Source organism: Verrucosispora sp. NA02020, assembly GCF_013364215.1.
In the GTDB taxonomy this organism is placed as follows: Bacteria; Actinomycetota; Actinomycetes; order Mycobacteriales; family Micromonosporaceae; genus Micromonospora.
Genome location: NZ_CP054923.1, coordinates 1,771,272 through 1,796,250, shown reverse-complemented (window position 1 = coordinate 1,796,250; position 24,979 = coordinate 1,771,272). Strand labels below are relative to the sequence as shown.

At 72.6% G+C, this 24,979-nt stretch carries 21 protein-coding genes; 4 read left to right on the top strand and 17 right to left on the bottom strand.

Annotated elements, in window-relative coordinates; genetic code table 11:
* Positions 1 to 2: 2 nt before the first annotated feature.
* The 4 genes from HUT12_RS07885 to ftsY all read right to left on the bottom strand — a co-directional run bounded on the left by HUT12_RS07885 (position 3) and on the right by ftsY (position 3,972).
* Positions 3 to 341, bottom strand: a complete 339-nt coding sequence (locus HUT12_RS07885; protein WP_176092961.1) for a P-II family nitrogen regulator — start codon at positions 339 to 341, stop codon at positions 3 to 5.
* A 25-nt stretch (positions 342 to 366) separates the two neighbouring features.
* Positions 367 to 1,734: an ammonium transporter gene (locus HUT12_RS07880; RefSeq protein WP_131052229.1), complete on the bottom strand. Its 1,368-nt coding sequence runs from the start codon at positions 1,732 to 1,734 to the stop codon at positions 367 to 369.
* 180 nt (positions 1,735 to 1,914) lie between these two features.
* Positions 1,915 to 2,778, bottom strand: coding sequence for an aminoglycoside phosphotransferase family protein (locus HUT12_RS07875; protein WP_176092960.1), 864 nt, complete (start codon positions 2,776 to 2,778; stop codon positions 1,915 to 1,917).
* 6 nt (positions 2,779 to 2,784) lie between these two features.
* Positions 2,785 to 3,972: a signal recognition particle-docking protein FtsY gene (ftsY, locus tag HUT12_RS07870; RefSeq protein ID WP_176092959.1), complete on the bottom strand. Its 1,188-nt coding sequence runs from the start codon at positions 3,970 to 3,972 to the stop codon at positions 2,785 to 2,787.
* A 149-nt stretch (positions 3,973 to 4,121) separates the two neighbouring features.
* Between ftsY and HUT12_RS07865 the strand changes: the two genes are divergently transcribed.
* Positions 4,122 to 5,828, top strand: coding sequence for an alkaline phosphatase D family protein (locus HUT12_RS07865; RefSeq protein WP_176092958.1), 1,707 nt, complete (start codon positions 4,122 to 4,124; stop codon positions 5,826 to 5,828).
* Between the two features lie 111 nt (positions 5,829 to 5,939).
* Here HUT12_RS07865 and HUT12_RS07860 read toward each other — a convergent pair whose 3' ends face one another.
* The 3 genes from HUT12_RS07860 to HUT12_RS07850 all read right to left on the bottom strand — a co-directional run bounded on the left by HUT12_RS07860 (position 5,940) and on the right by HUT12_RS07850 (position 10,572).
* Positions 5,940 to 6,560, bottom strand: a complete 621-nt coding sequence (locus HUT12_RS07860) for an HAD family hydrolase (RefSeq protein WP_131056682.1) — start codon at positions 6,558 to 6,560, stop codon at positions 5,940 to 5,942.
* Positions 6,560 to 10,174 carry a chromosome segregation protein SMC gene (smc, locus tag HUT12_RS07855; RefSeq protein ID WP_176092957.1) on the bottom strand — a complete coding sequence of 1,205 codons (3,615 nt, stop codon included), beginning with the start codon at positions 10,172 to 10,174 and terminating at the stop codon, positions 6,560 to 6,562. Before smc ends, HUT12_RS07860 begins: the two co-directional genes overlap by 1 nt.
* Before the next feature lie 203 nt (positions 10,175 to 10,377).
* Entirely contained in the window at positions 10,378 to 10,572 is a 195-nt protein-coding gene (locus tag HUT12_RS07850) for a hypothetical protein (protein ID WP_092373577.1), read from the bottom strand.
* 371 nt (positions 10,573 to 10,943) lie between these two features.
* Here HUT12_RS07850 and HUT12_RS07845 point away from each other — a divergent pair, with 371 nt between their 5' ends.
* A complete protein-coding gene (locus tag HUT12_RS07845) occupies positions 10,944 to 12,410 on the top strand; it encodes a CAP domain-containing protein (RefSeq protein ID WP_254876746.1) in 1,467 nt (488 codons plus the stop codon).
* A 68-nt stretch (positions 12,411 to 12,478) separates the two neighbouring features.
* Positions 12,479 to 13,378, top strand: a complete 900-nt coding sequence (locus HUT12_RS07840) for an endo alpha-1,4 polygalactosaminidase (protein ID WP_254876745.1) — start codon at positions 12,479 to 12,481, stop codon at positions 13,376 to 13,378.
* Between the two features lie 29 nt (positions 13,379 to 13,407).
* On the opposite strand, the gene mutM is transcribed toward HUT12_RS07840, so the two are convergent.
* From mutM to rsmD, 8 genes are all read right to left on the bottom strand, one after another.
* Positions 13,408 to 14,265 (bottom strand): bifunctional DNA-formamidopyrimidine glycosylase/DNA-(apurinic or apyrimidinic site) lyase, encoded by an 858-nt coding sequence (gene mutM / locus HUT12_RS07835; protein ID WP_176092955.1) that lies wholly within the window; start codon positions 14,263 to 14,265, stop codon positions 13,408 to 13,410.
* Positions 14,258 to 15,088: a ribonuclease III gene (gene rnc / locus HUT12_RS07830; protein WP_176092954.1), complete on the bottom strand. Its 831-nt coding sequence runs from the start codon at positions 15,086 to 15,088 to the stop codon at positions 14,258 to 14,260. The genes mutM and rnc overlap by 8 nt, the downstream gene beginning before the upstream one ends.
* Positions 15,085 to 16,038 (bottom strand): phosphate acyltransferase PlsX, encoded by a 954-nt coding sequence (locus tag HUT12_RS07825; protein ID WP_131054718.1) that lies wholly within the window; start codon positions 16,036 to 16,038, stop codon positions 15,085 to 15,087. Before HUT12_RS07825 ends, rnc begins: the two co-directional genes overlap by 4 nt.
* 129 nt (positions 16,039 to 16,167) lie before the next feature.
* A complete protein-coding gene (gene rpmF, locus HUT12_RS07820; RefSeq protein ID WP_091435485.1) occupies positions 16,168 to 16,341 on the bottom strand; it encodes a 50S ribosomal protein L32 in 174 nt (57 codons plus the stop codon).
* A gap of 5 nt (positions 16,342 to 16,346) precedes the next feature.
* A complete protein-coding gene (locus HUT12_RS07815) occupies positions 16,347 to 16,910 on the bottom strand; it encodes a DUF177 domain-containing protein (protein ID WP_176092952.1) in 564 nt (187 codons plus the stop codon).
* Positions 16,911 to 17,117: 207 nt separating this feature from the next.
* Entirely contained in the window at positions 17,118 to 17,615 is a 498-nt protein-coding gene (locus HUT12_RS07810; protein ID WP_131054984.1) for a hypothetical protein, read from the bottom strand.
* Between the two features lie 191 nt (positions 17,616 to 17,806).
* On the bottom strand, positions 17,807 to 18,289 hold the full coding sequence (gene coaD, locus HUT12_RS07805) for a pantetheine-phosphate adenylyltransferase (RefSeq protein ID WP_131054985.1): 483 nt from the start codon (positions 18,287 to 18,289) through the stop codon (positions 17,807 to 17,809).
* Complete coding sequence (gene rsmD, locus HUT12_RS07800) at positions 18,286 to 18,849, bottom strand: 16S rRNA (guanine(966)-N(2))-methyltransferase RsmD (RefSeq protein ID WP_176092951.1); 564 nt, start codon at positions 18,847 to 18,849, stop codon at positions 18,286 to 18,288. The genes coaD and rsmD overlap by 4 nt, the downstream gene beginning before the upstream one ends.
* Positions 18,850 to 19,151: 302 nt before the next feature.
* Here rsmD and HUT12_RS07795 point away from each other — a divergent pair, with 302 nt between their 5' ends.
* Positions 19,152 to 20,690: a cell wall anchor protein gene (locus HUT12_RS07795; protein WP_236145900.1), complete on the top strand. Its 1,539-nt coding sequence runs from the start codon at positions 19,152 to 19,154 to the stop codon at positions 20,688 to 20,690.
* 291 nt (positions 20,691 to 20,981) lie between these two features.
* Here the strand turns inward: HUT12_RS07795 and recG are convergent, their stop codons facing one another.
* Both recG and HUT12_RS07785 read right to left on the bottom strand, forming a co-directional pair.
* Positions 20,982 to 23,192: an ATP-dependent DNA helicase RecG gene (gene recG, locus HUT12_RS07790; RefSeq protein ID WP_131054987.1), complete on the bottom strand. Its 2,211-nt coding sequence runs from the start codon at positions 23,190 to 23,192 to the stop codon at positions 20,982 to 20,984.
* Positions 23,189 to 24,871: a DAK2 domain-containing protein gene (locus tag HUT12_RS07785; protein WP_176092950.1), complete on the bottom strand. Its 1,683-nt coding sequence runs from the start codon at positions 24,869 to 24,871 to the stop codon at positions 23,189 to 23,191. Before HUT12_RS07785 ends, recG begins: the two co-directional genes overlap by 4 nt.
* Positions 24,872 to 24,979 lie beyond the last annotated feature (108 nt).

Below are 24,979 nucleotides of genomic sequence, written 5' to 3'. Positions count from 1 at the left end.
TCCTACAGGGCGTCGAGGCCGCGCTCACCGGTGCGGACCCGGACGACCTCCTCGACTCCGGTCACCCAGACCTTGCCGTCACCGATCTTGCCCGTCCGGGCGGCACCGACCACCGCGTCGACGATCTTGTCGACGTCGATCTCGTCGGTGAGCACCTCGACCCGGATCTTGGGCAGGAACTCGACCGTGTACTCGGCACCCCGGTAGACCTCGGTGTGGCCCTTCTGCCGTCCGTAGCCCTGGACCTCGCTCACGGTCAGCCCGGCCACGCCCAGCGTGTGCAGGGCTTCCTTGACGGCGTCCAACTGGTGCGGCTTGATGACCGCGGTCACCAGCTTCATGTCCAACCCCTCCATTGCGAGAACGTTAGCCGGCGACCTTTTCGCTTACCGCTTCGGTGGGCTCACTCTTCGGCTTGGCCGACGGAGCGATACCCGCAGCGGCGAATGCCCCGCCGCCACCGCCACTGGTGGAGCTGAACTCGTACGCGCTCTCCGCGTGCTCGGCGTTGTCGATGCCCTCGACCTCGGCCTCCGCGCTGAGCCGGAAGCCGATGGTCTTCTCGATCGCGAAGCCGATGATGTACGCGACCACGAACGAGTACGCCAGCACCGCGACCACACCGATCGTCTGCAGGCCGAGCAGCTTGATGCCGCCGCCGTAGAGCAGACCGTCGTTGCCCTCGCCGGCCAGCACCTCGATGGCCAGGAAGCCGATGAGCAGCGAGCCGATGATGCCGCCGACCATGTGCACGGCCACCACGTCGAGCGAGTCGTCGTACTTGAGCTTGTACTTCAGACCCACGGCGAGCGCGCAGACCGCACCGGCGATGAGGCCGAGGGCGATCGCGCCCAGCGGCTCCAGGAACGCGCAGGCGGGGGTGATGCCGACCAGGCCGGCGATCGCACCGGAAGCCGCGCCGAGCGTGGTCGGCTTGCCGTCGCGGAGCCACTCCACCACGATCCAGCCGAGCACCGCGGCAGCGGTGGCGACCTGCGTGTTGATCAGCGAGACGGCGGCGGCGCCGTCGGCCGCACCCGCCGAGCCGGCGTTGAAGCCGAACCAGCCGAACCAGAGCAGCGCCGCACCGAGCAGCACCATCGGCAGGTTGTGCGGCTTGAACTTGTCCTTGGGCCAGCCGACCCGCCTGCCGAGCACGAGTGCCAGGGCCAGGGCCGCCGCACCGGCGTTGATGTGCACCGCGGTGCCACCGGCGAAGTCGAGTACGCCCAGCTCGCCGATCCAGCCGCCGCCCCACACCCAGTGCGCGACCGGGAAGTAGACCAGGGTCGCCCAGAGGCCGGCGAAGAGCAGCCACGGGCCGAACTTGGCCCGGTCGGCGATCGCGCCGCTGATCAGCGCGACGGTGATCACCGCGAACATCAACTGGAAACCGGCGAACAGGAGGTCGGGAATGCCGCCCTCGGTGCCGCTCTCCAGCATTCCGCGAAGGCCGACGTAGGAGAGATCTCCGGTGATCCCGCCAATGTCATCGCCGAATGCGATGCTGTATCCGTAGAACACCCACAACAGGCTGACCAGGCCGATCGCTCCGAAGCTCATCATCATCATGTTGAGCACGGACTTGGATCGCGTCATGCCGCCGTAGAACAGCGCCAAGCCGGGCGTCATGAGCAACACCAGCGCGGCAGAAGTCAAAATCCAGGCGGTGGCACCAGAATCTAGCTCCGGCACGCTGCCTCCTCTCGGGTTGTATTCCCTCCCTCCCGGCATCGCGCAGCATCGCCCGTACGCCGGTTGCGCGGAAGCCTGATTGTCGGCTGTTTCGCCCAGGGTCCCCGAGTGGTTTCCGAACCGTGACGGCTTGTTTCGTACGTGTGAAGAACGCCGGACGCCTCGGTGACACGGCGGGGGGTGGATCGGCCGTCCGGCGTACCCCGATCCTCCGATGGATCAGCGCAGGGCGTACTCGAGGGCGTGCCGTTCGTAGTCGAGCAGGCGCAGGTCCCGCATCGGCCGGCGCAGGTGCCCCTTGTGCACGATCCGCACGAAGGCCGGTTCCCCGGCGGCGGCCATCCGGCGGATGCCCTCCACGTGGTCCACGATCCGCTTGCGGATGGTCCGGATCAGCCGGTGCCGGTCACGCGGGATCAACCCGTACGCGTCGGCGAACAACCGCAGCCGGCGCGGGCGGTCCGGGTGCTTCCAGCCGAGCGTGATCGAGTCCCGGTCGGAGAAGATCGGCACCCAGGTCCAGGCCGCGTACGCCACGTCGTAGATCCGCGCGCCGGGCGAGGCGAGGTCGAAGTCGATCAGCCCGAGGGTGCCGTCCGGCCGCCAGATCACGTTGTGCGGCGCGGCGTCGTGGTGGCAGATGACCTCGGTGTCCGGCGGGGGCGGGCCGAACGAGCGCCACACCGCCTGCGGAGGCGGGGCGAAACCGTACTGCGCGTCGTGGAACATCCGCAGCATGGTGGCGACGGTGACCAGTGCCTCGTCGGTGACCCAGTGCGGGGCCAACGGATACTCCCCGCACTCCCCCTCCAGGTACGACAGCACCTCACGGTTGCGCTCGTCCATGCCGAGGGCGCGGGGCGCGCCGGTGAACCCGACGTACTCCAGGTGACGCAGCAGGGCGTGCACAGCCGGTGTCCACGGTCCGGCGTTGCGCCGGACCGTGTCGCCCACCCGTACCACGGTGCTCACGTTCCCGCCGTGCAGCGGGATCTCCTGCGAAGTCACGTACGGTCTCCCGAGGCGCTGCGACGGGTGGCTCGGGTCGCGCCAGCCCGCGTACGCGCGATCGTCTCTGGTCACCCGAGGTTACGCGGTCGGACCGGAGGAATCGGCACCCAGCAACGCGTCGACGAACTGCGCGGGGTCGAACGGCGCCAGGTCGTCCGGTCCCTCGCCGAGCCCGACCAGCTTGACCGGGATGCCGAGCTTGCGCTGTACCGCGATCACGATGCCGCCCTTGGCCGTGCCGTCGAGCTTGGTCAGCACGACGCCGGTGACGTTGACCACCTCGGTGAAGACGCGGGCCTGCTCCAGGCCGTTCTGGCCGGTGGTGGCGTCGAGCACCAGCAGTGTCTCGTCGATCGGGCCGTGCTTCTCCACCACCCGCTTGACCTTGCCCAGCTCGTCCATCAGGCCGATCTTGTTCTGGAGGCGGCCGGCGGTGTCCACGAGCACGGTGTCCACGCCGGTGTCGATGCCGCGCCGGACGGCGTCGAAGGCGACGCTGGCCGGGTCGGCCCCCTCCGGGCCGCGGACGGTCTCCGCGCCGACCCGGCCGGCCCAGGTCTCCAACTGGTCGGCGGCGGCGGCCCGGAACGTGTCGGCCGCGCCGAGCAGCACGGTACGTCCGTCGGCGATGAGCACCCGGGCGATCTTGCCGCAGGTGGTGGTCTTGCCCGCGCCGTTGACGCCGACCACGAGCAGGACCGCAGGCACACCCTCCTTGGGTGTGGTGTGCAGGGCCCGGTCCAGGGCCGGGTCGAGCGCGTTGACCAGCTCGGTGGCGAGCAGGGTCCGCAGCTCGGCGACCGACCGGGTGCCCAGCACCCGGGTGCGCTCCCGCAGCCGGTCCACGATCTCCCGGGTGGCGTCGACACCCACGTCGGCGGTGATCAGGCTGTCCTCGATCTCCTCCCAGACGTCCTCGTCCAGCCGGTCGCGGCTGAGCAGGCCGAGCAGGCCCTTGCCGAAGGCGTTCTGCGACCGTGACAGCCGGGAGCGCAGCCGGACCAGCCGGCCGGCGGTCGGCTCGGGCACCTCGACGGTCGGGGCCGGCGCCTCGATGACCGGGGGCTCCACCAGGACGCCGGTGGACAGATCGGACTCCGGGGCCTCGACCGGCGGTCCGGCCAGGTCCTCCTCGGCCCGGGTGTCGACCTCCGTACGCGGCAGCGGCGGCTCCGGCCGTCGGCGCAGCCGCGGCACGACCAGCCCCACGCCGGCGAGGATCAGCACGCCGAGCAGGGCGAGTGCGACGAGGAGGTAATCCATCATGCCGAAATCCTGTCAGATGCTCGCGACGGCGTCTCATCCACCGCTCCCCCGGTCATCCACCGCAGGAGCGGTAGGCTCGCCCAGCCAGCAATGCCACGGCCGCCGGCGGGGTAGTAAGAAGAGGTCCCCCCTCACCTCGGAGGTTCGCCATGCCCACCGCCCGACTGCTCATCGGTCCGCTTCTCCGGCGGGTCGTCGGCACCCGGGCCACCGTGTGGGTCGAGACCACGGCCCCCGCGACGGTCACCGTCCGCACGGCGGGCGGCGCCTCCGGCACGGCCGCCACCTTCTCCGCGTACGAGCACCACTACGCGCTGGTGGTCGTGGAGGGGCTCACGCCGGACAGCGCCACCACCTACGAGGTGCTGATCGACGACGAGGTGGCCTGGCCCCCGCCGGAGAGCCGCTTCCCGCCCAGCGTGATCCGCACCCGCGCCCAGGACGACCGGGACCAGCCCGTACGGCTGCTCTTCGGGTCGTGCCGGGAGACCACCCAGCACGCCACCACCCGCAGGCTCCCGCCGGACGCGCTCGACGCGTACACCCGGCGGGTGTTGGACGACCCCGATCCGGCGGCCCTGCCCGACCTGGTGGTGCTCCTCGGCGACCAGGTGTACGCCGACGAGACCTCGCCCACCATCAAGCGGCTGCTGCGGCGTCGGCGGCGGCGCCCCAAGGACGCTCCCAGCGACCAGGTGGTCAGCTACGACGAGTACACCAAGCTCTATCTGGAGTCGTGGAGCGACCCGGAGATCCGGTGGCTCTTCTCCACCGTGCCGAGCGTGATGATCTTCGACGACCACGAGATCATCGACGACTGGAACACCTCGGCCTCCTGGCGGGCTGACATGCGCGACCAGCCCTGGTGGCCCGAGCGGATCACCAGCGGACTGGCGTCGTACTGGGTCTACCAGCACCTGGGCAACCTCTCCCCGGACGAGATCGCCGCCGACCCGGTCTACGCCAAGGTCCGCGCGGCCGAAGACGCCACCGAGGTGCTGCGCGAGTTCGGCACGCGGGTCGACACCGAGGCCGACCTGTCGCACGACGCCGAGCGCTGGAGCGCCGTGCAGTACCAGTGGAGCTACGCGCTCGACCTGGGCCGCACCCGGCTGGTGATGCTGGACAGCCGGTGCAGCCGGGTGCTGGTGCCGGGCCGCCGGACGATGCTGCCGGCCGCCGAGTGGTCCTGGTTCGTCGACCAGGCCCACGGCAGCTACGACCACCTGGTCGTCGGCACCTCGCTGCCGTGGCTCCTGCCGCCCGGCATCCACCACGTCGAGGCGTGGAACGAGAAGCTGGCCGACTCGTCCCGCCCCTGGGTCGCCGGGCTGGCCGAGAAGCTGCGCCGCGCGCTCGACCTGGAGCACTGGGGTGCGTTCCGGCGCTCCTTCGAGGGCCTCGCCGAGTTGTTCGCCCGCCTCGGCACCGGCACACCCGGCGGTCCCGACGAACGCAAGGGCGCCGGACCGGCGTACCCGCCACCGGCGTCGATCAGCGTGCTCTCCGGCGACGTGCACCACTCGTACGTGGCCCGGGTCCGCTTCGCCGACCCGGACGTACGCACCCCCGTGCACCAGCTGACCTGCTCGCCGATCCACAACCAGGTGCCCGCCGGGATGCGACCGGTGATGCGGCTGGGCTGGGCGCGCGGTCCGGCCGGGGCGGCCCGTGCGATGGCCCGTACGGCCGGGGTGCGCCGGTCCTTCGTGAAGTGGCGCAAGCTGGCCGGCCCGTACTTCGGCAACGCGGTGTCGACGCTGACCAACGCCGGCCGTGGGTCGGAAGTGGTGATCGAGGGCACCAGCAGCGACGGCAGCCTGCGCGAGGTGGCCCGGCAGCGGCTCACCCCGTGAAAGGAAGGGCCCCCTGTTAACGCCTGCGGTAGAGCAGGGGTCCCCTCCTAACATCCTGACGGCGCGCCGACCTGCGGAGCGGGCGACCGGTCACGTGCCCGCAGGTCCCCCTCAGGCGGCCAACGCCGCCCGCAGGTAGCGCAGGTCCTCCGGGCCGCTCCAGCGGTGCGCCGACAGGCCCGCCACCCGGGCACCGCTGACCGCCCGGTCCTCGTCGTCGACGAAGAGCACCCGGCCCGGCGCGGTCTCCAGGGCCTCGCAGGCGGCCTGGAAGTACTCGCGGGCCGGCTTGTGCACCCCGACCACCGAGGAGTTGACCACCACGTCCAGCTCGCCGGTCAGCCCCAACGTCGCCAGGTCCTCGTCGAGCAGGTCGGTGGCGTTGGTGGCGAGCCCGACGCGGACGCCCTGACCCCGCACCTCGCGGACGAAGTCGAGCACCGCCGGAACCACCTCGCCCCGGTACCGCTGCCACTGCTCGACGGCGGCCCGGGCCCGCTGCGGGCCACCCGCCGAGTCGGCCAGCGCGTCGGCCACACTCGACACCCACTCGGCGTGGCTGACCCGGCCGGTCAGCACCGGTTGCAGCAGCTCCCAGTGCATGGCGATCTCGCCGAGCACCCCCTCGGTGAGGCCGTACTCCCGCTCCACCCCGGCGGCCACCGCCGGGTCGAAGCGCCGCAGTACTCCGTCGAAGTCCAGCAGGAGCGCCGTCGCGCGTTCCCGAGCCACTACCCGTTCTCCTCGCCGCGGTCGTGCCGCTCGTCGTCGGTGTCGGCCCGGTTGAGCCGTTGACTGATCACCTGGGTGACCCCGCCGCGCATGGTCACGCCGTACAGCGCGTCGGCGATCTCCATGGTCCGTTTCTGGTGCGTGATGACGATGAGCTGGCTCTTCTCCCGCAACTGGGCCATCAGCGTGATGAGCCGACCCAGGTTGACGTCGTCCAGCGCCGCCTCGACCTCGTCCATGATGTAGAACGGGCTGGGCCGGGCGCGGAAGATCGCCACCAGCATCGCCACCGCGGTCAGCGACCGCTCGCCGCCGGAGAGCAGCGAGAGCCGCTTGATCTTCTTACCGGGCGGGCGTGCCTCGACCTCCACGCCGGTGGTCAGCATGTCGTCCGGCTCGGTGAGGATGAGCCGGCCCTCACCGCCGGGGAACAGCACCTCGAAGACCTGCTCGAACTCCCGCGCGGTGTCGGCGAAGGCGCTGGCGAAGACCTCCAGAATGCGGTCGTCCACGTCCTTGACCACGGTGAGCAGGTCACGGCGGGTCGCCTTGAGGTCCTCCAACTGCTCGGAGAGGAACTTGAACCGTTCCTCCAGCGCGGCGAACTCCTCCAACGCGAGCGGATTGACCTTGCCGAGGAGGGTGAGTTCCCGCTCCGCCTTGGCGGCCCGCTTCTCCTGCACCGGTCGCTCGTACCGCACCGGCTCGGGCACCGGCAGGCCGTCCCGTTCGGCGGCGGCCACCTCCGCCTCGGTCGGCGGCACCGGCTGCTCCGGACCGTACTCGGCGACCAGGGTCTCCACGGTCAGGCCGAAGTCCTCGGCCGCCTTGGCCTCCAACTGCTCGATGCGCAGCCGCTGCTCGGCGCGGGCCACCTCGTCCCGGTGCACCTGGCTGGTCAGCCGGTCCAGTTCACCGCCGAGCCGTTTCGCGGCGGCCCGCACCTCCTGGAGTTCCGCCTCGCGGGTGGCCCGTTCGCGCGCCACCGCGTCGCGGTGCTCCTCCGCCCGGGCGATGCTGGTGGTCAGCCGGGTCAGTGCCGCCCGTGCGCCGCCGGCCACCGCACGGGCGATGCCCGCGCCCCGGGTACGCGCGGCCCGTCGCGCCGCCGCCCGCTCCCGCGCGGCCCGCTCGGCGGCGGCCTGCCGGCGCAGCGAGTCGGCCCGCCCGGCGATGGAGGCCACCCGCTCCTCGGCGGTACGCACCGCGAGCCGGACCTCCATCTCGTTCTGCCGGGCCTGCGGCACCATCGCGGCGAGCTGGTCGCGTTCCTCGGTGGACGGTTCGGCGTCGAGCGGCGTCGCCTCCGCCAGCCGCAGCCGCTCCTCCAACTCGGCCAGTGCGGTCAGGTCCCGTTCGCGGGCCGCCTCGGCGCGCGACCGGGACTCACCGAGCCGGTCGGTCTCCGCCTTGGCCGACCGGGCGGCGGCCCCCAGTTCGGCCAGGCGTCGGGCGGCGGCGTTGCGGTGGCTCTCCGCCTCCCGCTTGGCGGCTGCGGCGTGCTGCACCACCTCCTTGGCGGCGGCCACCTCGGCCCGCGCCTGCACGAGTTGCTCACGCAGGTCGGCACTGCCCCCCTCGGCGGCGAGCCGGTTGGCCCGGGCCTCCTCGACCGCTGCCTGCACCTCGATGTAGCTGGGCGCCTTGGCCGAGCCACCGGCCGCCGCGTACGCCCCGACGACGTCCCCCTCCCGGGTGACCGCGCGCAGCTCGGGGTTGCCCGTGACCACCTCGGCCGCAGCGGCCAGATCGTCGACCAGCACCACGTCGCGCAGCGCCCGGTGCACCGCCGGACGGATCTGCGCGTCGCAGTCCACCAGGTCGGGGGCCCAGTGCGCGCGGTCGGGCAGTTTGGGACGCAGCGCATCGACCGAACCGGACATCCCCGGCCCGGCCGGGCTGCCGACGAGCAGACCGGCCCGCCCGGCGTCGGAGATCTTCAGCAGGCGCATCGCCTCGACGGCCTCGTCCACCCCGCTGACCGCGACCGCGTCGGCGAGCCCACCGAGCGCGGCGGCCAGTGCGGCCTCGTGACCGGGAGCGACCGTGAGCAGGCCGGCGAGACTGCCCAGCAGCCCGGGCACCTGGTCGGCACGGGCCAGCAGCGCGCCGGCACCGTCCTTGCGACGCAGGCCCAGGGCGAGGGCCTCCTCGCGTGCCTTCCAGGTGGCGGCGTCCTTCTCCGCCGCCCGCTCGGCGTCGGAGAGCGATCGGACGGTGGCCTGTGCCTTCTCCTGGGCGCTGACCGCCTCGGCGTGCCGGGTGTCCAGGTCGGCGTTGTCGCGGTCCGCCTCGGTGGACTGCTCGGCGACCGCGTCCAGGTCGGCCTGGGCCCGCTCGGCGCGGGTCAGCGCGTCGGTGTGCGCGGTGGCGAGTCGTTCGATCTCCTCACCGGCGCTGGTGGTCCGGGCACGGGCGGAGTTCACCTGCCCGGTGAGCCGGGCCAGCCCCTCCCGCCGGTCGGCGATCGCCTTCGCCGCGGCGACCAGCTCCCGCTCGGCCGCAGCGAGCTGCCGCTCCAGTTCCTGCCGGTGCTCGACCGCCTCGGCGAGCCGGATCTGGTCGTCGGTGAGCGCCGCCCGCAGGTCCTCCTCCTGCTCGCGGATCCGCTCGGACTCGGCCTCCAACTGCTCCGGGTCGCGACCGGGGCGCTCGTCGTCGGGCGTCGCGCTGAGGTGCCGCAGCCGTTCGAGTGCGAGTTGCTCGATCGAGCGGAACCGCTCCTGGAGGGCGGAGAGCCTGTACCAGGTGTCCTGTGCGGCGGCCAGCAGCGGCGCGTCCTCGGCCAGCGCCTCTTCCAGCTCGCCGAGGCGGGACTGCACCTCGGCGTGTTCGGCCTCCACCTGCTCGCGTCGTCGGCGCAGCGCCGTCTCGTCGGCGATCTCCTTGTCCAGCGTGGTGCGCAGGGTGGCCAGGTCGTCGGCGAGCAGCCGCAGCCGCGCGTCCCGCAGGTTGGCCTGGATCACGGCGGCCCGCCGGGCCACCTCGGCCTGCCGGCCGAGCGGCTTGAGCTGGCGGCGTAGTTCGGCGGTGAGGTCGGTGAGCCGGTTCAGATTGGTCTGCATCGCGTCGAGCTTGCGCAGCGCCTTTTCCTTGCGCTTGCGGTGCTTGAGGACGCCGGCGGCCTCCTCGATGAAGGCCCGCCGGTCCTCCGGCTTGGCGTGCAGCATGCCGTCGAGGCGGCCCTGACCGACGATGATGTGCATCTCGCGGCCGATGCCGGAGTCGGAGAGCAGTTCCTGGATGTCGAGCAGCCGGCAGGAATCGCCGTTGATCTCGTACTCGCTCTCGCCCGAGCGGAACATCCGGCGGGTGATGGAGACCTCGGTGTACTCGATCGGCAGGGCGCCGTCGGTGTTGTCGATGGTCAGCGTCACCTCGGCCCGGCCGAGCGGGGCCCGACCGGCGGTGCCGGCGAAGATGACGTCCTCCATCTTGCCGCCCCGCAGCGCCTTCGCGCCCTGCTCGCCGAGCACCCAGGCGATGGCGTCGACGACGTTGGACTTGCCGGATCCGTTGGGGCCCACCACACAGGTGATCCCCGGCTCCAGCTTGAGCGTCGTCGCGGAGGCGAAGGATTTGAAGCCCTTCACCGTCAGGCTCTTGAGATGCACGTCCCGATCCTCGTCCGGTGGCCGCCGTACCGTCGCCCGGCTGCGCGGACCCTGGTCAACCCGCAGAGTAACCCGGCACCGGGTGGCCCACCCCACGCGACCCGCCTGCCGGCGTCCGGGGCCGGGCAGAGATGCGCGCCGGCACACATCGTGTCGGCGCGCTGCTGTGCGGTGGAGCTATTCGGTTGTGGCGACCAGGTGGATCAGGTCAGTGCCGGCTCGGCCAGACGGAGCAGATCGTCCGCCTCCGCCGCAGCCGCCGCGAGCCGATCGTTCTCGGCACGCAGTCGGGTGACCTCGAACTCCAGTGACTGAACCCTGGAACGCAGTCGGGTGACCTCGTCGAGGAGGCGCCGGTCGGGCGCCGCACCTACGTGGCCATAGAGGGCCTTCGCCATTTTGACTCCTTGATATGCGCTGCCGGAGAGGCCGGCCAACGCGCGCCCTGGTGTACGCGGCTACCACTCCCACGAATTCTGGGCATGGCCGGGCGCGACTGGCGACACATACATATTGAGCCGGGAGCCCCTGATTCGTCAAGTTCCCGCAGGCCGTAGATCATCTCGACGTCGGCCCGACCGGTCACCGGCGGCTGCCCCCAGGCGCGGACACGCTCTGTCCGGACGCCTCGACTCTACGCGCCGGTCCGGTGGATTACCTCACCCGGATGTACAGGGTCCTCTTAACTCTTCCTTAGCCGGATTGCTGCCCCCATGAGCGACACGTAGCGTCACCTCGGCCCGGTACCCGACCCGTGGAGGCGACAGGCGTGCACGGCTGGAACGACCCGCGTGACCCGGAGGCCGACCCTCGTCGCCCGGAACTCCCGACCGAGGACCCGGCCTGGTTGACCGACCGTCCCGCACCGAGGTCGGCCTACCTGTTCGGTGACGAACCGGGAAGTTCGACCGACCGGTGGTACGACGACCAGCCGACCGAGCAGTGGCAACCGGAGGCCCCGCACTCGCCCCGTGGGGGTGAGGCCGACTGGCGGTCCGGTCAGCACCACCACGCCATCGAGCCGGAGACCGGGTACTACGAGCCGACCGACCGTGGCGGGACACCGGACGGGCCCGCCGGGCGGGGGATCCCCGGGTGGCCCGCATCGGCCGACCACGACCGGACCGCCCGGCACGCGGCGCCGGAGACCGGCCACCACGGCGCCGACTGGGACACCCAGGTCCGGGGGTACAGCGCCCCGGCCGGGCCCGCGTCGGGCTCTGCGACCGGACCGGACCAGGACCGCTACGGCAGGTACGGTGCGACGGCCGACCAGAGCCGCTACGACATGACCGTCGAAGGCGGATACGGCACGGCCGGGGACCGTGACGACCCGGCCGTCGAGAGCGGATACGGCACGGCTGCCGGCCCCTACGGCGGCACCGGCGACCACGGACGGTACGGCCTGCCGGCGGACCAGCGGAACGACGCCGGCCAGCGGGACGAGCCGGCCGGGTCCGATGAGCGCGGCGCACGACGCCGGTTGCGGCGTCCGTTGGTGCTGGGCGGCGCCGCCGCGGCGGCGACCCTCGTGGTGAGCATCGGCGTGGCAGCACTCGCACTGCCCGGTGACGACACGCCGACCGATCGCACCGCCGCCGACATCCCTCCCGCCTCCGCGCCGGCGCTGCCGGACGAGACGACGGACCTGGCGCTCGACCCGAGCGACTCCCCGAGTCCCAGCCCGAGCCCGAGCGTCTCGCCGAGCACCGCGTCACCGTCGCCGTCACCGAGCCGGACCAGCAGCCCCACCCCGGCGGCGTCGCGCACCACCGCGCCCTCGCGGCAGAACGCCGACCGGCAGGGCAGCCCCAACCGCGCCAGTACGCCCAGTGCCACCCCCTCCTCGGGCACCACCTCGCAGGCGGCGGAGGTCGTGCGGCTGGTCAACGTCGAGCGGGCCAAGGAGGGCTGTGGCGCGCTCAGCATCGACGACAAGCTGATGACCGCCGCCCAGCGGCACAGCCAGGACCAGGCCGACACGCAGAACATGTCGCACACCGGCAGCGACGGCAGCAACCCCGGAACCCGGCTCGACCGGGTCGACTACACCTGGCGGACCTACGGCGAGAACGTGGCGTGGAACCAGCGCACCCCGGCCGCGGTGATGGACGCCTGGATGAACAGCGAGGGGCACCGGGCGAACATCCTGAACTGCGCCTTCACCGAGATCGGCGTCGGGGTGGCCAGCAGCAACGGGCCGTACTGGACGCAGGTCTTCGCCGCACCCCGCTGAGGCGGTCGCGGCGGGGGCGGTCGCGGCCGGACTGCGAGTCCTGATCGGGTCTGTCCTCGTTTGACCGGGTGAGGTACGCCGACGCGTACCTGCTCGGGCGGTGTGGCGCCGCCCCGCGACGTGCGGAGACGGCGATGCGGATCGGGGTGGGCCGGACGCGGCGGGTACGCCGGGTGCTCCCGGCCGGCCTGGTGCTCACGGTGCTCGTCGCCACGGTCGCCTGCCGACCCCCGCTCCCGCCGCCCGGCGCGCCCACGAGCTGGCCGGCGGCCTCGGCGCGTCACTGGCAGTGGCAGTGGCAACTGCGCGGCGAGCTGGACCCGGAGGTCCCGGCGAACGTGTTCGTGCTCGACCCGGTCGCCACCACCGCGGCGCAGACCGCCGTGCTGCGCGCCCGCGACAGCCGTCTGGTCTGCCAGGTGCACGTCGGGTCGGTCCACCCCGACGATCCGGACTCCAGCCGGTACCCGGCGGAGGTACGCGGTGCCACGTCCACCGGGACCGACCGCACCTGGCTGGACGTACGCCGGTGGGACGTCCTGCGGCCGGTGCTGGCCGACCGGTTCCGGCTCTGCCGTGGCAAGGGCTTCGGGGCGGTGCTGCTGGCCGACGCCGACGGGTACGCCCAGCGCTCCGGGTTCCCGCTGGACTTCGACCACCAGCTCCGGTTCAACCGCCAGGTGGCGGCGCTGGCCCGCACCCTCGACCTCTCCCCCGGCCTGCTCGGTGCCCTGCCGCAGGTCGCCGCGTTGGCGCCCGACCTCGACTTCGCAGTCGACGAGGAGTGCGTCCGGCTGGCACGGTGCGAGAAGCTGCTGCCCCTCGTCGACGCCGGCAAGCCGGTGTTCCACGTCGAGTACACCGGCGACACCACGGACTTCTGCGTCACCAGCGTCGGCTACGGCTTCGCCTCCATCCGCAAGCACCGCACGCTGGACGCCTGGCGGCTGCCCTGCCCGGCGTCGTGAGCCCTGCCCGCGCGCCGACGGCCCGGCGGTCAGCCGCGCAGCGCGCCCCGGGGACGTGGCTGGCAGCGGGGACAGCTGTACGACGAGCGGTTCATGAACGCCTCCCGCCGGATCGGCGCACCGCACCGGTGACAGGGCTGCCCCTCCCGGCCGTACGCGTTCAGCGACCGGTCGAAGTAGCCGCTCTCCCCGTTGACGTTCACGTAGAGCGCGTCGAAGCTGGTCCCCCCGGCGGTGATCGCCTCGGCGAGCACGTCCCGGACGTGGCCGAGCAGCCGCCGGGCGGCCGGACCGGTCAGCGCGTCGGTGGGTCGGACGCCGTGCAGGCCCGCGCGCCACAGTGCCTCGTCGGCATAGATGTTGCCCACGCCGGAGATCAGTGTCTGGTCCAGCAACGCGCGCTTGACCTCGGTACGCCGTCGCCGCAGCGCGGCCACGAACTCGTCGTCGGAGAACTCCGGGTCCATCGGGTCCCGGGCGATGTGCGCGATCTCGGCCGGCAGACCGGCACCGCCCTCGCTCACCGACAGTCCGCCGAACGTCCGCTGGTCGACGAAGCGCAGCTCCGGTCCGTCGTCGGTGAACCGGAACCGCACCCGTAGGTGCGCCTCGTCGGCGGTGCCCGCCGGTTGCAGCAGCAGTTGACCGGACATGCCGAGGTGCCCGATCACGGCGTCACCGCTGTCCAGCGGGAGCCACAGGTACTTTCCCCGCCGCCGTACGTCGAGCACGGTCCGACCGGCCAGGACGTCGGCGAAGTGGACGCCGCCCGGCTCGTGCCGGCGTACCGCCCGAGGATGCCGAACCTCGACCACGTCGATCCGGCGGCCGGTGACCCAGCGGGCCAGGCCCTGCCGGACCGTCTCCACCTCGGGCAGTTCAGGCACGGTGCGCCTGGACCTCGCCGAGGGTCTCGGCCCGGCCGTCGACGGTCACCACGTCCTGCTCGTCGGCCGGGTCGGCGGTCACCTCGGCCGGGCCCGACTCCGCCTCGGCGTCGGCGTCGGCGGTCAACATCCGCCAGGCGGACTCGGCCGCCCGCTGCTCGGCCTCCTTCTTGCTGCGTCCGTCGGCACCGCCGTACCGGTTCCCGGCGACCACCACCCAGGCGGTGAAGGTCTTGAGGTGGTCCGGTCCGGTGCCCTCGATGCGGTACTCCGGCACCCCGAGCCCGAGCGCGGCGGTCAACTCCTGGAGGCTGGTCTTCCAGTCCAGCGCGGCACCCCGGCCGGCCGACTCGGCCATCAGCGGGTCGAACAGCCGGTGGATCACGATCCCGGCGGTGTCGAGCCCGTACTGGAGATAGATCGCGCCGAGCAGCGCCTCCAGGGTGTCCGCGAGGATGCTCGCCTTGTCCCGCCCGCCGGTGGTCTCCTCGCCCTTGCCCAGCAGGAGGTACGGGCCGAGGCCGTCCGGGCCCAGGCCACGGGCCACCTCGGCGAGGGCGCGCATGTTCACCACGCTGGCCCGCAACTTGGCCAACTGCCCTTCGGGCAGGTCCGGATGGTTGTGGAAGAGCGCGGTGGTGATCACCACGCCGAGCACCGAGTCGCCGAGGAACTCCAGCCGCTCGTTGGTGGGCAGGCCACCGTTCTCGTACGCGTACGAGCGGTGGGTGAGGGCGCGCTCCAGCAGGTCCGGGTCCAGCGTCACGCCGAAGGCGGCTTCCAGATGGCCGACGGAGGGCCTCCGCCGCTTGTCGTTGCTCATGATGTGCGTACCTCGGTGTCGGTGGTGCGGTCGGTGCGGTGGCCGGCGAGCAGCGCGGCGACCCGGTCGGTGGCATCGCGTCGCCAGAGGTGGGCGGCGAGGGCGATGCCGGAGGAGATGTCGTCGGGACGGGCGGCGCCGTGACAGACGACCACCGTCCCGCCCACGCCGAGCAGGGCGGCCGCCCGGGGCGCACCCCCGCCGGGCGGCGGTCCACCGGCCATCGCGTACGCGCCCTCGATGGCCTTGAGCAGCACGTTACCGGTGAACCCGTCGGTGACCACCACATCGGCACGCGTGCCGACGCAGACGTCGTACCCCTCGACGAGACCGACGTAGCGGGCGTCTGCGGGCAGGGTCACGGTGCTGAGCACGGGATCGGTGAGCCGGCGGGCCCGGTCGCCCTTGCCGGCCTCGGTGCCCACCGAGAGCAGACCCACCCGGGGTGCGACGACACCGTGGGCGGCAGCGGCGTAGGCGGCCCCGAGCACGGCGTGCCGGGCCAGCGTGGCGGGGTTGGGTTCCAGCGAGCCACCGACGTCGAGCAGCACCACCGGTCCGGAGACGGCGGGCAGGACGGCGGCGAGCGCCGGGCGTCGCACCTCGGGCCAGCGACCCAGTCCGAGGGCGGCGGCGGCGACGGTCGCGCCGGTGGAGCCGGCGGAGACCAGCGCGTCGGCCTGGCCGGCGTGCACGGCGGCGACGGCCGTACGGACGGTGGAGTCGGTGCGTGCGGTGACGACCTCGTCGGCCATGTCGACGGCGGTCCGTGCGGGCCGGACGGTGATCCGGGCGCGTTCGGCCGGGTCGAGGGCATGGATCAGCGCGCCGGCCACCTCGGTCGGGCCGACGAGCAGCAGATGCAGGTGAGGGTCGGCGCGCACCGCCCGCAGAGCGCCGTCCACCACGACGGCGGGAGCGTCGTCCCCGCCGAGGAGGTCAACGGCGATCCGTGCGGTGCCCGGCTCCGTCGCGACGCCGGCCGGTGAGAGCCGGCCGGCGTCGGCGGGAGTGCCGGGCGATCGCCGGGGTGTGCGCGTCGCCCGACCCGTGGTCGGAGACGTCACTCGGCGTCCGGGTCAGACCTCGAGGACCTGGCGGCCGTTGTAGGTGCCGCAGACGGAGCAGGCGGCGTGCGGCAGCTTGGCGGACTTGCACTGCGGGCAGGCCACGGTCGCGACCGCCGCGGCCTTCCAGTTCGCCCGGCGGGACCGGGTGTTGCTGCGCGACATCTTGCGCTTGGGGACGGCCACGGTTCTTACTCCTCTGTACGGGTCAGTTGCGACAGGCCCGCCCAACGCGGGTCGATCTGCTGGTGGCTGTGATCGGCCGGCAGATCGTCCAGGTGTACCCCACATTCGGGGCACAGGCCCGGGCAGTCCTGGCGGCAGAGCGGGTTGGTCGGCAGTGCGAGCACCACCGCGTCCCGCACCGCCGGTTCCAGGTCGATCAGGTCTCCCTGCATCCGGCCTACCTCGTCATCCTCGGTGGTGACGTCCGTGGTGCTGTTCTCGTACGCGTACAGCTCCTGGATCGTCACCGACACCGAGTCGTTGATCTCGCGCAGGCAGCGACCGCACTCGCCCCGGACCTGACCGCTGACGGTCCCCGAGACGAGCACGCCCTCGGACACCGACTCCATCCGCAGATCGAGGTCGAGGTCCGCGCCCTCCGGCACGCTGATCAACTCCACGCCGAGGTCCGCCGGTGCCGGGACCACCCGTGTGACGGTACGCAACGCACCAGGCCGGCGCGGTAGCTCCCTCGTGTCGAGGACCAGCGGCGACCTGGGGTCGAGTGAAATGGGTGAGTTCTTGGGCATAGTCAGACTCCGGCCGGTGAGAGGCCGACAAACGAGGTTACCTGCACCGGCGGCCCACCGTCGAACCGGGGCCGGCCTGGGCTACCCCGGCGTCGGCGGGGATGCCAGCGGCGGCACCTGCCGGGACGGACGACCGCCGGTCGCCGGGCCGCGTCGGCGGCGGGCTCGGCGGCGGCAGTCCCGCACCGGCGGGTACCGACCGTGGGGTCAGAAGGGCAGTGGACGCTCCGCCTCGTCACCGCCGAAGGTGCCGATCTCGCGGAGCGCGTGCATCTTGTCCCGGCCGCGTTCGATGGAGGCCAGCGCCCGGGTGAGGAACTGCTCGAAGTTGGCCAGGGCGGTGTCGACGTAGTCGTCGACCTCCTCGCGGAGGCGCTGCGCCTCGGCCCGCGCCTCGGCGATGATCCGGGCACCCTCGTGCTCGGCGGAGACCGTGATCTCGTTCACCGAGACCAGGCGGGCGTGTTCCGCCTCACCCTCGCTGATGATCCGGTCCGCCTCCCGCTTGCCCGCCTCCATGATCTTGTCCCGCTCCTCCAGCAGGGCGGCGGCGCGGCGCAGGTCGGCGGGGAGTTCGGCGCGCAGTTCGTCCAGGGCCGCGATCATCTCGCCCCGATCGACCATGCAGTTGTTGCGCGACATGGGCACGGAGCGCGCCTGCTCCACCATGGCGATCATTTCGTCGATACGGTCGAGCGGGTCCACCGGTACCTCACTCCTGTCGTTCGTCGGGCCGACCTACATCATGCGGGCTGCGGCCACGTTCCCGCTTCATCCAATGATGTCGTCCCGACACCCCCGCGACACCCCACCCCCTCCCCCGGCGCGTCGCGCCCGGCCCCTTCGCGGCCCCGTGGCACGGACGCCGACGGCGGCCGGGGCACGGCGCGTACGCGTCAGGCAGGTGGGGTCAGGCGGGCCTTCAACGCCTCGCGGACCAGGTCAGGCACGTGCGGGCTGACGTCGCCGCCCCACTTGGCCACGTCCTTGACCAGGCTGGAGGAGAGAAAGGAGTAGAGCGGGTTGGTCGGCATGAACAACGTCTCGACCCCGGCGAGGCCGATGTTCATCTGGGCCATCTGCAACTCGTAGTCGAAGTCGCTGACCGCCCGGATGCCCTTGATCAACACCGTCGCCCGCTGGGCCCGACAGAAGTCCACCAGCAGTCCACGGAAGGACTCCACGCGGACGTTGTCGTAGGAGGCGGTCACCTCGCGGAGCATCTCGATCCGCTCCTCGACGGTGAACACGCCCGTTTTCGACTGGTTGATGAGCACACCGACGATCACCTCGTCGAACAGCCGGCTGGCCCGACCGACGATGTCGAGGTGACCGTTGGTGACCGGGTCGAACGAGCCGGGACACACCGCACGTCTCATGATCGGCGACCGTACCAAAGGGTGGTCTCGCCGTACCGACGACTGCGCAGGCCAGTGACGCCTTCCACCCACTCGACCGGGTTGCCGCGACTGGACCGCTCGATCACGAGCAGGGCGTCCGGCGCGAGCCAGCCGCCGTCGACCAACCCGGCGAGCATCGTGGTGACGCTCTCGTGTGGCAGCGCGTACGGCGGGTCGGCGAAGACCACGTCGTACGGGTCACCCTCCGGCCCGCCGGCCAGCACCGTGGCGACCTTGCCGGTGACCAGCCGCGCCGCAGGCCCCGCCCGCAGCACCGCGATGTTCTCCCGGATCACCCGCGCGGCACGCGCGTCGGACTCGACCAGCAACACGTGCGCGGCCCCCCGGGACAGCGCCTCCAGGCCCACCGCGCCGGAGCCGGCGTACAGGTCGGCGAAGCGCGCCCCGCCGAGGTCGACCTCCGCCTGCACCGCGCTGAACAACGCCTCCCGGACCCGGTCCGAGGTCGGCCGGGTGCCGGCACCCGGCGGCGCGGCGATCCGCCGGCCGCCGAGGCTCCCGGCCACGATCCGGGTCACCCTTCGCTCCTGCTCATGCCCCTGACGCTACGCGAGGACACGATGACCCTCGCGACGAGTACGCGGCCTCGGAGGCGCGCCGACCGTCCGATCCGGACGCGAAAAGCCCTCGATCGATCACTGGCCGTATATCAATGATCTCACATTAATAACATCATTCTTAGCCCTCGCTGAGGACTGTCCCGTTCCACACGATCTCGCTAGGGTCTGCCCCGGTGCCGGCCACCTATCATCGCCGGCCATCGACACGGGTGGCACCTTCCTCCGGCGCGGCAGCCTCCGCCGGCGCCGTCCGTCCATCCGTGACGACCAAACGCTTCTTCACCCCGGGAGTACGCGTGATCCGACCCAAGCTGTCGCTCCGGCGACCGCTGGCTGTCCTGGCAGCCGCCCTCATCGGCATGACCGGAGCAGCGGCAGTGGCCACCCCGGCCAGTGCACACCACACCACCATCACCGCCACCGCCGTCTGCGACCAGCTCAGCGGCGAGCGGGTGATCACGTGGAAGGTGGTCAACAGCGAGCGCAGGTCCGCCGCCACCATCAAGAAGGTGACGACCACCCCGTCGACGAAGGTCCAGGTGCTCGTGCCGGGCGCCGAGGCCGTCGACCTGCAGGGCGTCGCGATCCCGAAGGGCGGCTTCGTCGAGGCCGTGCAGCGGGTGCCGGGCGAGACCGCGACCGCCGAGCTCGTCGTCGAGGGCCGCTGGGACAACCGGCGCGAGCAGACCAACAAGGGCAGCATCAACCTGGCCGCCGACGCTGCGTGCGCCCCCGCGCCGAAGTGCGTCGACGCCAGCGACGCCAAGTACAGCCACACGTTCGACGGCCCGAAGGGCACCGCGACCGTGAAGCTGGAGGGCGACCTGCCGCTCTGCGGTGACGCGAAGCAGTACTTCACGCTGGTGTCGTACTTCGCGCCGCGCCCGAAGTTCGCCACCCCGCAGTACGTCTACGGCGCGCCGGCCAGTGACTTCCTCGGCGGCACCCAGACCGAGATCGCGCTGAACGTCGGCGTCCCGGACTGCCACACCCAGGTCGACCTGATCTGGGGCGGCGTGGACGAGGTCATCGACCCGCTGGTCGAGAACGGCAAGCGCTACGGTGACAAGAAGCTCGGCGAGAAGGGTGCCCCCGGCAACCGCTCGTCCGGCCCGCAGGGCTGGTACAACGGCGGCAGCAAGAACTGCACCACCCCCGCCTCCACCTTCGCCTCCGCCTGCGACGGCACGGTGACCGTGTCGCTGAGCAACGACGGCACGCTCTCCCGGTACGCCGTCGAGTTCGAGGTGCGCGGCGAGAACGGCTGGTCCAAGAAGGTCACCGTCGAGCCGGGCAAGGCCGACAACGAGACCGTGGTGCCCGCCGAGAACGCCGGCGCGATCGAGGTCCTGGTCGACGGCAAGGTGATCGAGGGCGGCACGTACACGTGGCAGCGTCCCGAGGACTGCCCGCTGCCGACCGTCACCACCGACGCCGACTGCGAGACCTTCGCGCTGACCGCCTCGAACCCGGAGGGTGGCGTGCCGGTCAAGGTGGAGTTCACCTACGGCGACAAGACCGAGACGCGGACCGTCGCGCCGGGCACGTCGGAGAAGGTCAGCTTCAAGGCCGGTGACGAGGAGACCGCACTGGTCGTCCTGCCCGAGCTCGACCTGGAGCTCGAGGTCGTCTACGCCCCCGAGGACTGCGGCGGTGGCGGCGGCGGCGAGGAGCCCCCGGGCCTGCCGGTGACCGGTGCGGCGGCCGGCGGCATCGCCGCAGGCGCGATCGCCCTGCTGGCGGTCGGCGCGGTGCTGTTCGTGATGGCCCGGCGGCGTCGGATCCACTTCACCGCCTGAGCCGAGTCTGAGGGGTCCCTCCCGCGACTGAGGCGGGACCCCGACGAGATGTGAGTCCCGAGGGCGCGTCGACCACCCGGTCGGCGCGCCCTCGGCGTAGGCACGCCCTCGGCGTAGGCACGTCCGTCCGCTCGCGGCCCCCGTCGCGGCCCGGTGATCGTGCTCGATCCAGGATCGAGTGCCTTCCACGTCGCGCCGAGGCCACTCGATCCTGGATCGAGCGTGATCAAGGCAGGTCCTCGGCGCACGCGGTCAGCGCAGGTGGTCAACGCACGCGATCAACGCACGCGATCAGCCCTTTTCGAGGTACTCGGCGCGGTCGGCGTCGACCAGGGCGGCGACCGAGGCGGCCAGGGCCGGATGCCGCGCCAGGTCGGGGTCCTCCTCGACCATCTCGATCGCCTCCGCCCGCGCGTCCCGGATCAGATCCGCGTCGCGCAGCAGCGACAGCAGCCGCAGGTGCGAACGGCGGCCGGACTGCGTGGCGCCCAGCACGTCGCCCTCCCGTCGCTGCTCCAGGTCGAGCTCGGCGAGCTTGAATCCGTCGGTGGTGGAGGCGACCGCGTCCAACCGCTCCCGGGCGCTGCTGCCCTCGGTGGCCTCGGTGACCAGCAGGCAGAGCCCGGGAGCGCTGCCCCGGCCCACCCGGCCCCGGAGCTGGTGCAGCTGGGAGACGCCGAACCGGTCGGCGTCCAGCACCACCATCATCGTCGCGTTGGGCACGTTCACCCCGACCTCGACGACGGTCGTGGCCACCAGGACGTCCAGGTTCCCGGCGGCGAAGGAGCGCATCACGGCGTCCTTCTCGTCGGCGGGCAGCCGACCGTGCAGGACCCCGATGCGTACCCCGTGCAGGGGTCCCTCGGCAAGCAGCGGGGCGACCTCGGTCACCGCCAGCGGCGGACGCCGGCCGTTGTCGTCCAGTTCCGGCGGCTCCTCGTCGCCGCCGGACTTCGCATCCGCCTCCCCGATCCGGGGACACACCACGTACGCCTGGTGGCCGGCGGCGACCTCCTCGCGCAGTCGACGCCAGGCCCGGTCGAGAAAGGCGGGCTTGTCGGCGGCCGGCACGACGTGCGACGCGATCGGCGAACGGCCCTGCGGGAGCTGGGACAGCGTGGAGATCTCCAGGTCGCCGTAGACCGTCATGGCCACTGTCCGGGGGATCGGCGTGGCGGTCATCACCAGTACGTGCGGCGGCTGGTCGGCCTTGGCCCGCAACGCGTCCCGCTGCTCGACACCGAACCGGTGCTGCTCGTCGACCACCACCAGGCCCAGGTCGGCGAAGTCGACGCCCTCGTAGAGCAGGGCGTGGGTGCCGAGCACGATGCCCGCCGCCCCGCTGGACACCTCGGCCAGTGCCCGCCGCCGGGCCGCCGCGCCGAGCGAGCCGGTGACCAGCTCCACCCGGGTGGCGTCCTCGGCGGCACCGAGTTGTCCCGCCTGCGCGAGCGGGCCGAGCAGGTCGAGCATGCCCCGGTGATGCTGGGCGGCGAGCACCTCGGTCGGGGCCAGCAGCGCGGCCTGCCCGCCCGCGTCCACCACCTGGAGCATGGCCCGCAACGCCACCACCGTCTTGCCGGAGCCGACCTCGCCCTGCAACAGGCGGTGCATCGGGTGGTCGGTGGCCAGGTCGGCCGCGATCTCCGCGCCGACGTCGCGCTGGCCGCCGGTGAGTTCGTACGGCAGTCGGGCGTCGAACGCGTCGAGCAGCCCGCCCTGCCGTGCCGGACGGGCCCGGGCCGGTGAGGCGGCGGCCCGCTGCTTGCGGCGGACCAGGGTCAGCTGCACGGCGAACGCCTCGTCCCACTTCAACCGGTGCCGGGCGCGGTACAGGTCCTCGCGGCTGGACGGGCGGTGGATCTCACGCAGGGCGGTGCCGAGACCGATCAGGTTGCGGGTGGCCCGCACGGTGGCGGGCAGCGGGTCCTCCGGCGGCTCGACCGTGTCCAGCACGACCCGTACGCAGCGGGTGATCACCCAGGTCGGTACGGCGGCAGCCGCCGGGTAGACCGGGATCAGCGCACCGGCGAACTCCTCCACCTGCTCGTTGGCCGCCGCCTCCCCGTCGGTCTGGTCGCCGAGCAGCACGTACTCGGGTCCGTTGAGCTGCCGTTTGCCACGGAACTCGGTGACCTTGCCGGCGAACATGCCCCACCGGCCGGGGCGCAGCTCCCGCTCCCGCCAGGCCTGGTTGCCGAAGAAGGTGAGGGTGAGCGTGCCGCCGGAACCGTCGCCGACGGTCACCTCCAGCAGGTTGCCCCGGCGCTGGCGCATCGGGCGCACCGCGGTGCGCTGCACCTGGGCCAGCACGGTGACCTGCTCCCCCACGTCGAGCGTACGGATGTCGGTGTGCTCGCCGCGCTCGTCGTACCGACGCGGGAAGTGGTAGAGCAGGTCACCGGCGGTGTGCAGGTCGAGGTGACCGGCGAGCGCCTTGGCGGTCTTGTCACCGACGAGCTTCGTGAGCGGCGTGTCCACGGTGGTCGCGTCCGAGGTCATTCGACACCTACCAGCAGGGGATAGTGCGGTTGTCCGCCCGGATACGTGTGCACCTCCACGAAGGGCCACCGGCCGACGATGTGCGTACGCACCGCCTCGGCCAGCCCGTCCGGCGCGTCCGCGCCGACGAGGAGGGTGACCAGTTCGCCGCCGCCGCCGAGCATCCGGTCGACCAGGGCGACGCTGGTCTCCACCAGATCGGTGCCGATCAGGTGCACCTCCCCCTCCACCAGGGCGAGTACGTCACCGGCGCGGCAGGGGCCGGCGACGGTGAGGGCGTCCCGCCCGGCCCGGCACACCTCCGCGTGCCGGCAGGCCCCGGCGGCCTCGGCCATCGCGATCACGTCGTCCTCGAAGCGCCGCCCCGGGTCACGGACGGCGAGCGCGGCGAGCGCCTGCACCGGCGACCGGGTGGGCACCACGCTGACCTTCACACCCGACCGGTACGCCTCCACGGCGACCTGGTTCGCCACCGCCTGCGCGTTCGGGTCGTTGGGCAGCACCACGACCCGTACCGCCCCGGTCGCCCGGACCGCGTCGAGCAGTTCACCGGTGGACGGGTTGCCGGGCACCACCACCGCCCCCTCACCGGCGAGCAGCGCGGCGATACCGGGCCCGGTGGCCACCACCACGGCACCCCGGCCGGCGGAGGCCGGTCCCGGCCCGGTCGCCCGATTTGAGTCGGCTGCCGGGCCCCGGTCGGCTGCCGGGCCCCGGTCGGCTGCCGGGGCCGCCCCGGGGGCGCGCTGGTCGGCGAAGCGGGTCACCGAGATCTGGTACGGGCGGCCGGCCACCACGCCCGCCTCGATCGCCGCCCCGATGTCGTCGACGTGCACGTGCACCTGCCAGGTGCCGCCGGTCGGGCTGCCGTCACCGACCACCACCAGGGAGTCGCCGAGCGCGTCCAACTCGTCGCGCATCCGGCGGACCGCCTCGGCGTCGGCGTCGAGGAGGAACTGCACCTCGTAGGCGTACCCGGTGGACGTGGTCTCCCGCGCGGCGGCCGGCGGCCGCACCTGCCGGGGAGTCGGCGTGCAGGTCACCGGACGCGCCCCGGTGACCACCTCGACCAGTGCGTCCAGCAGCAGGCAGAACCCCCGCCCACCGGCGTCGACCACACCGGCCCGGGCCAGCGCCGGCAGTTGCTCGGGCGTACGGGCCAGGGCCGTGGCCGCGCCGGACGCGGCGGCTCGCGTCACGGTGGGCAGTTCGCCGTCGGCGGCCCGTTCGGCGGCGTCCGCGGCGGCGGACGCCACCGTCAGCAGGGTGCCCTCCTCCGGCCGGGCCACCGCCGCGTACGCCGCGTCGCTCGCCGCACGCAGGGCGACGGCCAGCTCCCGGCCGCCCACCTCGGGCACCGGGCCCAGCGCGTCGGCGAGGCCCCGCAGGATCTGCGACAGGATCACGCCCGAGTTCCCCCGGGCCCCGAGCAGGGCGCCCCGGGCCAGCAGCCGCAGGGCGTGCCCGTGCGCGGTCGAGGTGCCGTCCGCCCCGGTGTCGAGATCCATCGCCAGGGCCTGCTGGGCCGAGGTGAGGGTGAGCACCAGGTTGGTGCCGGTGTCGCCGTCGGGCACCGGATAGACGTTGAGGTCGTCGATCTCCCGCTGGTGCCGCTTGAGCGTGTCCAGCCCGCTGGCACACCAGCGGCGCACGGCGGCGGCATCGAGGGTGTCCAGCACGGTGGAAGCCTACTGGCGTACGCTGACAGTCGCCGGGCGTGTCACGCCGCGGTCGGATCCATGTGCCGCACGGCCCGTCCCACCCGGCCGAACCTGCCGCGTGCCGGG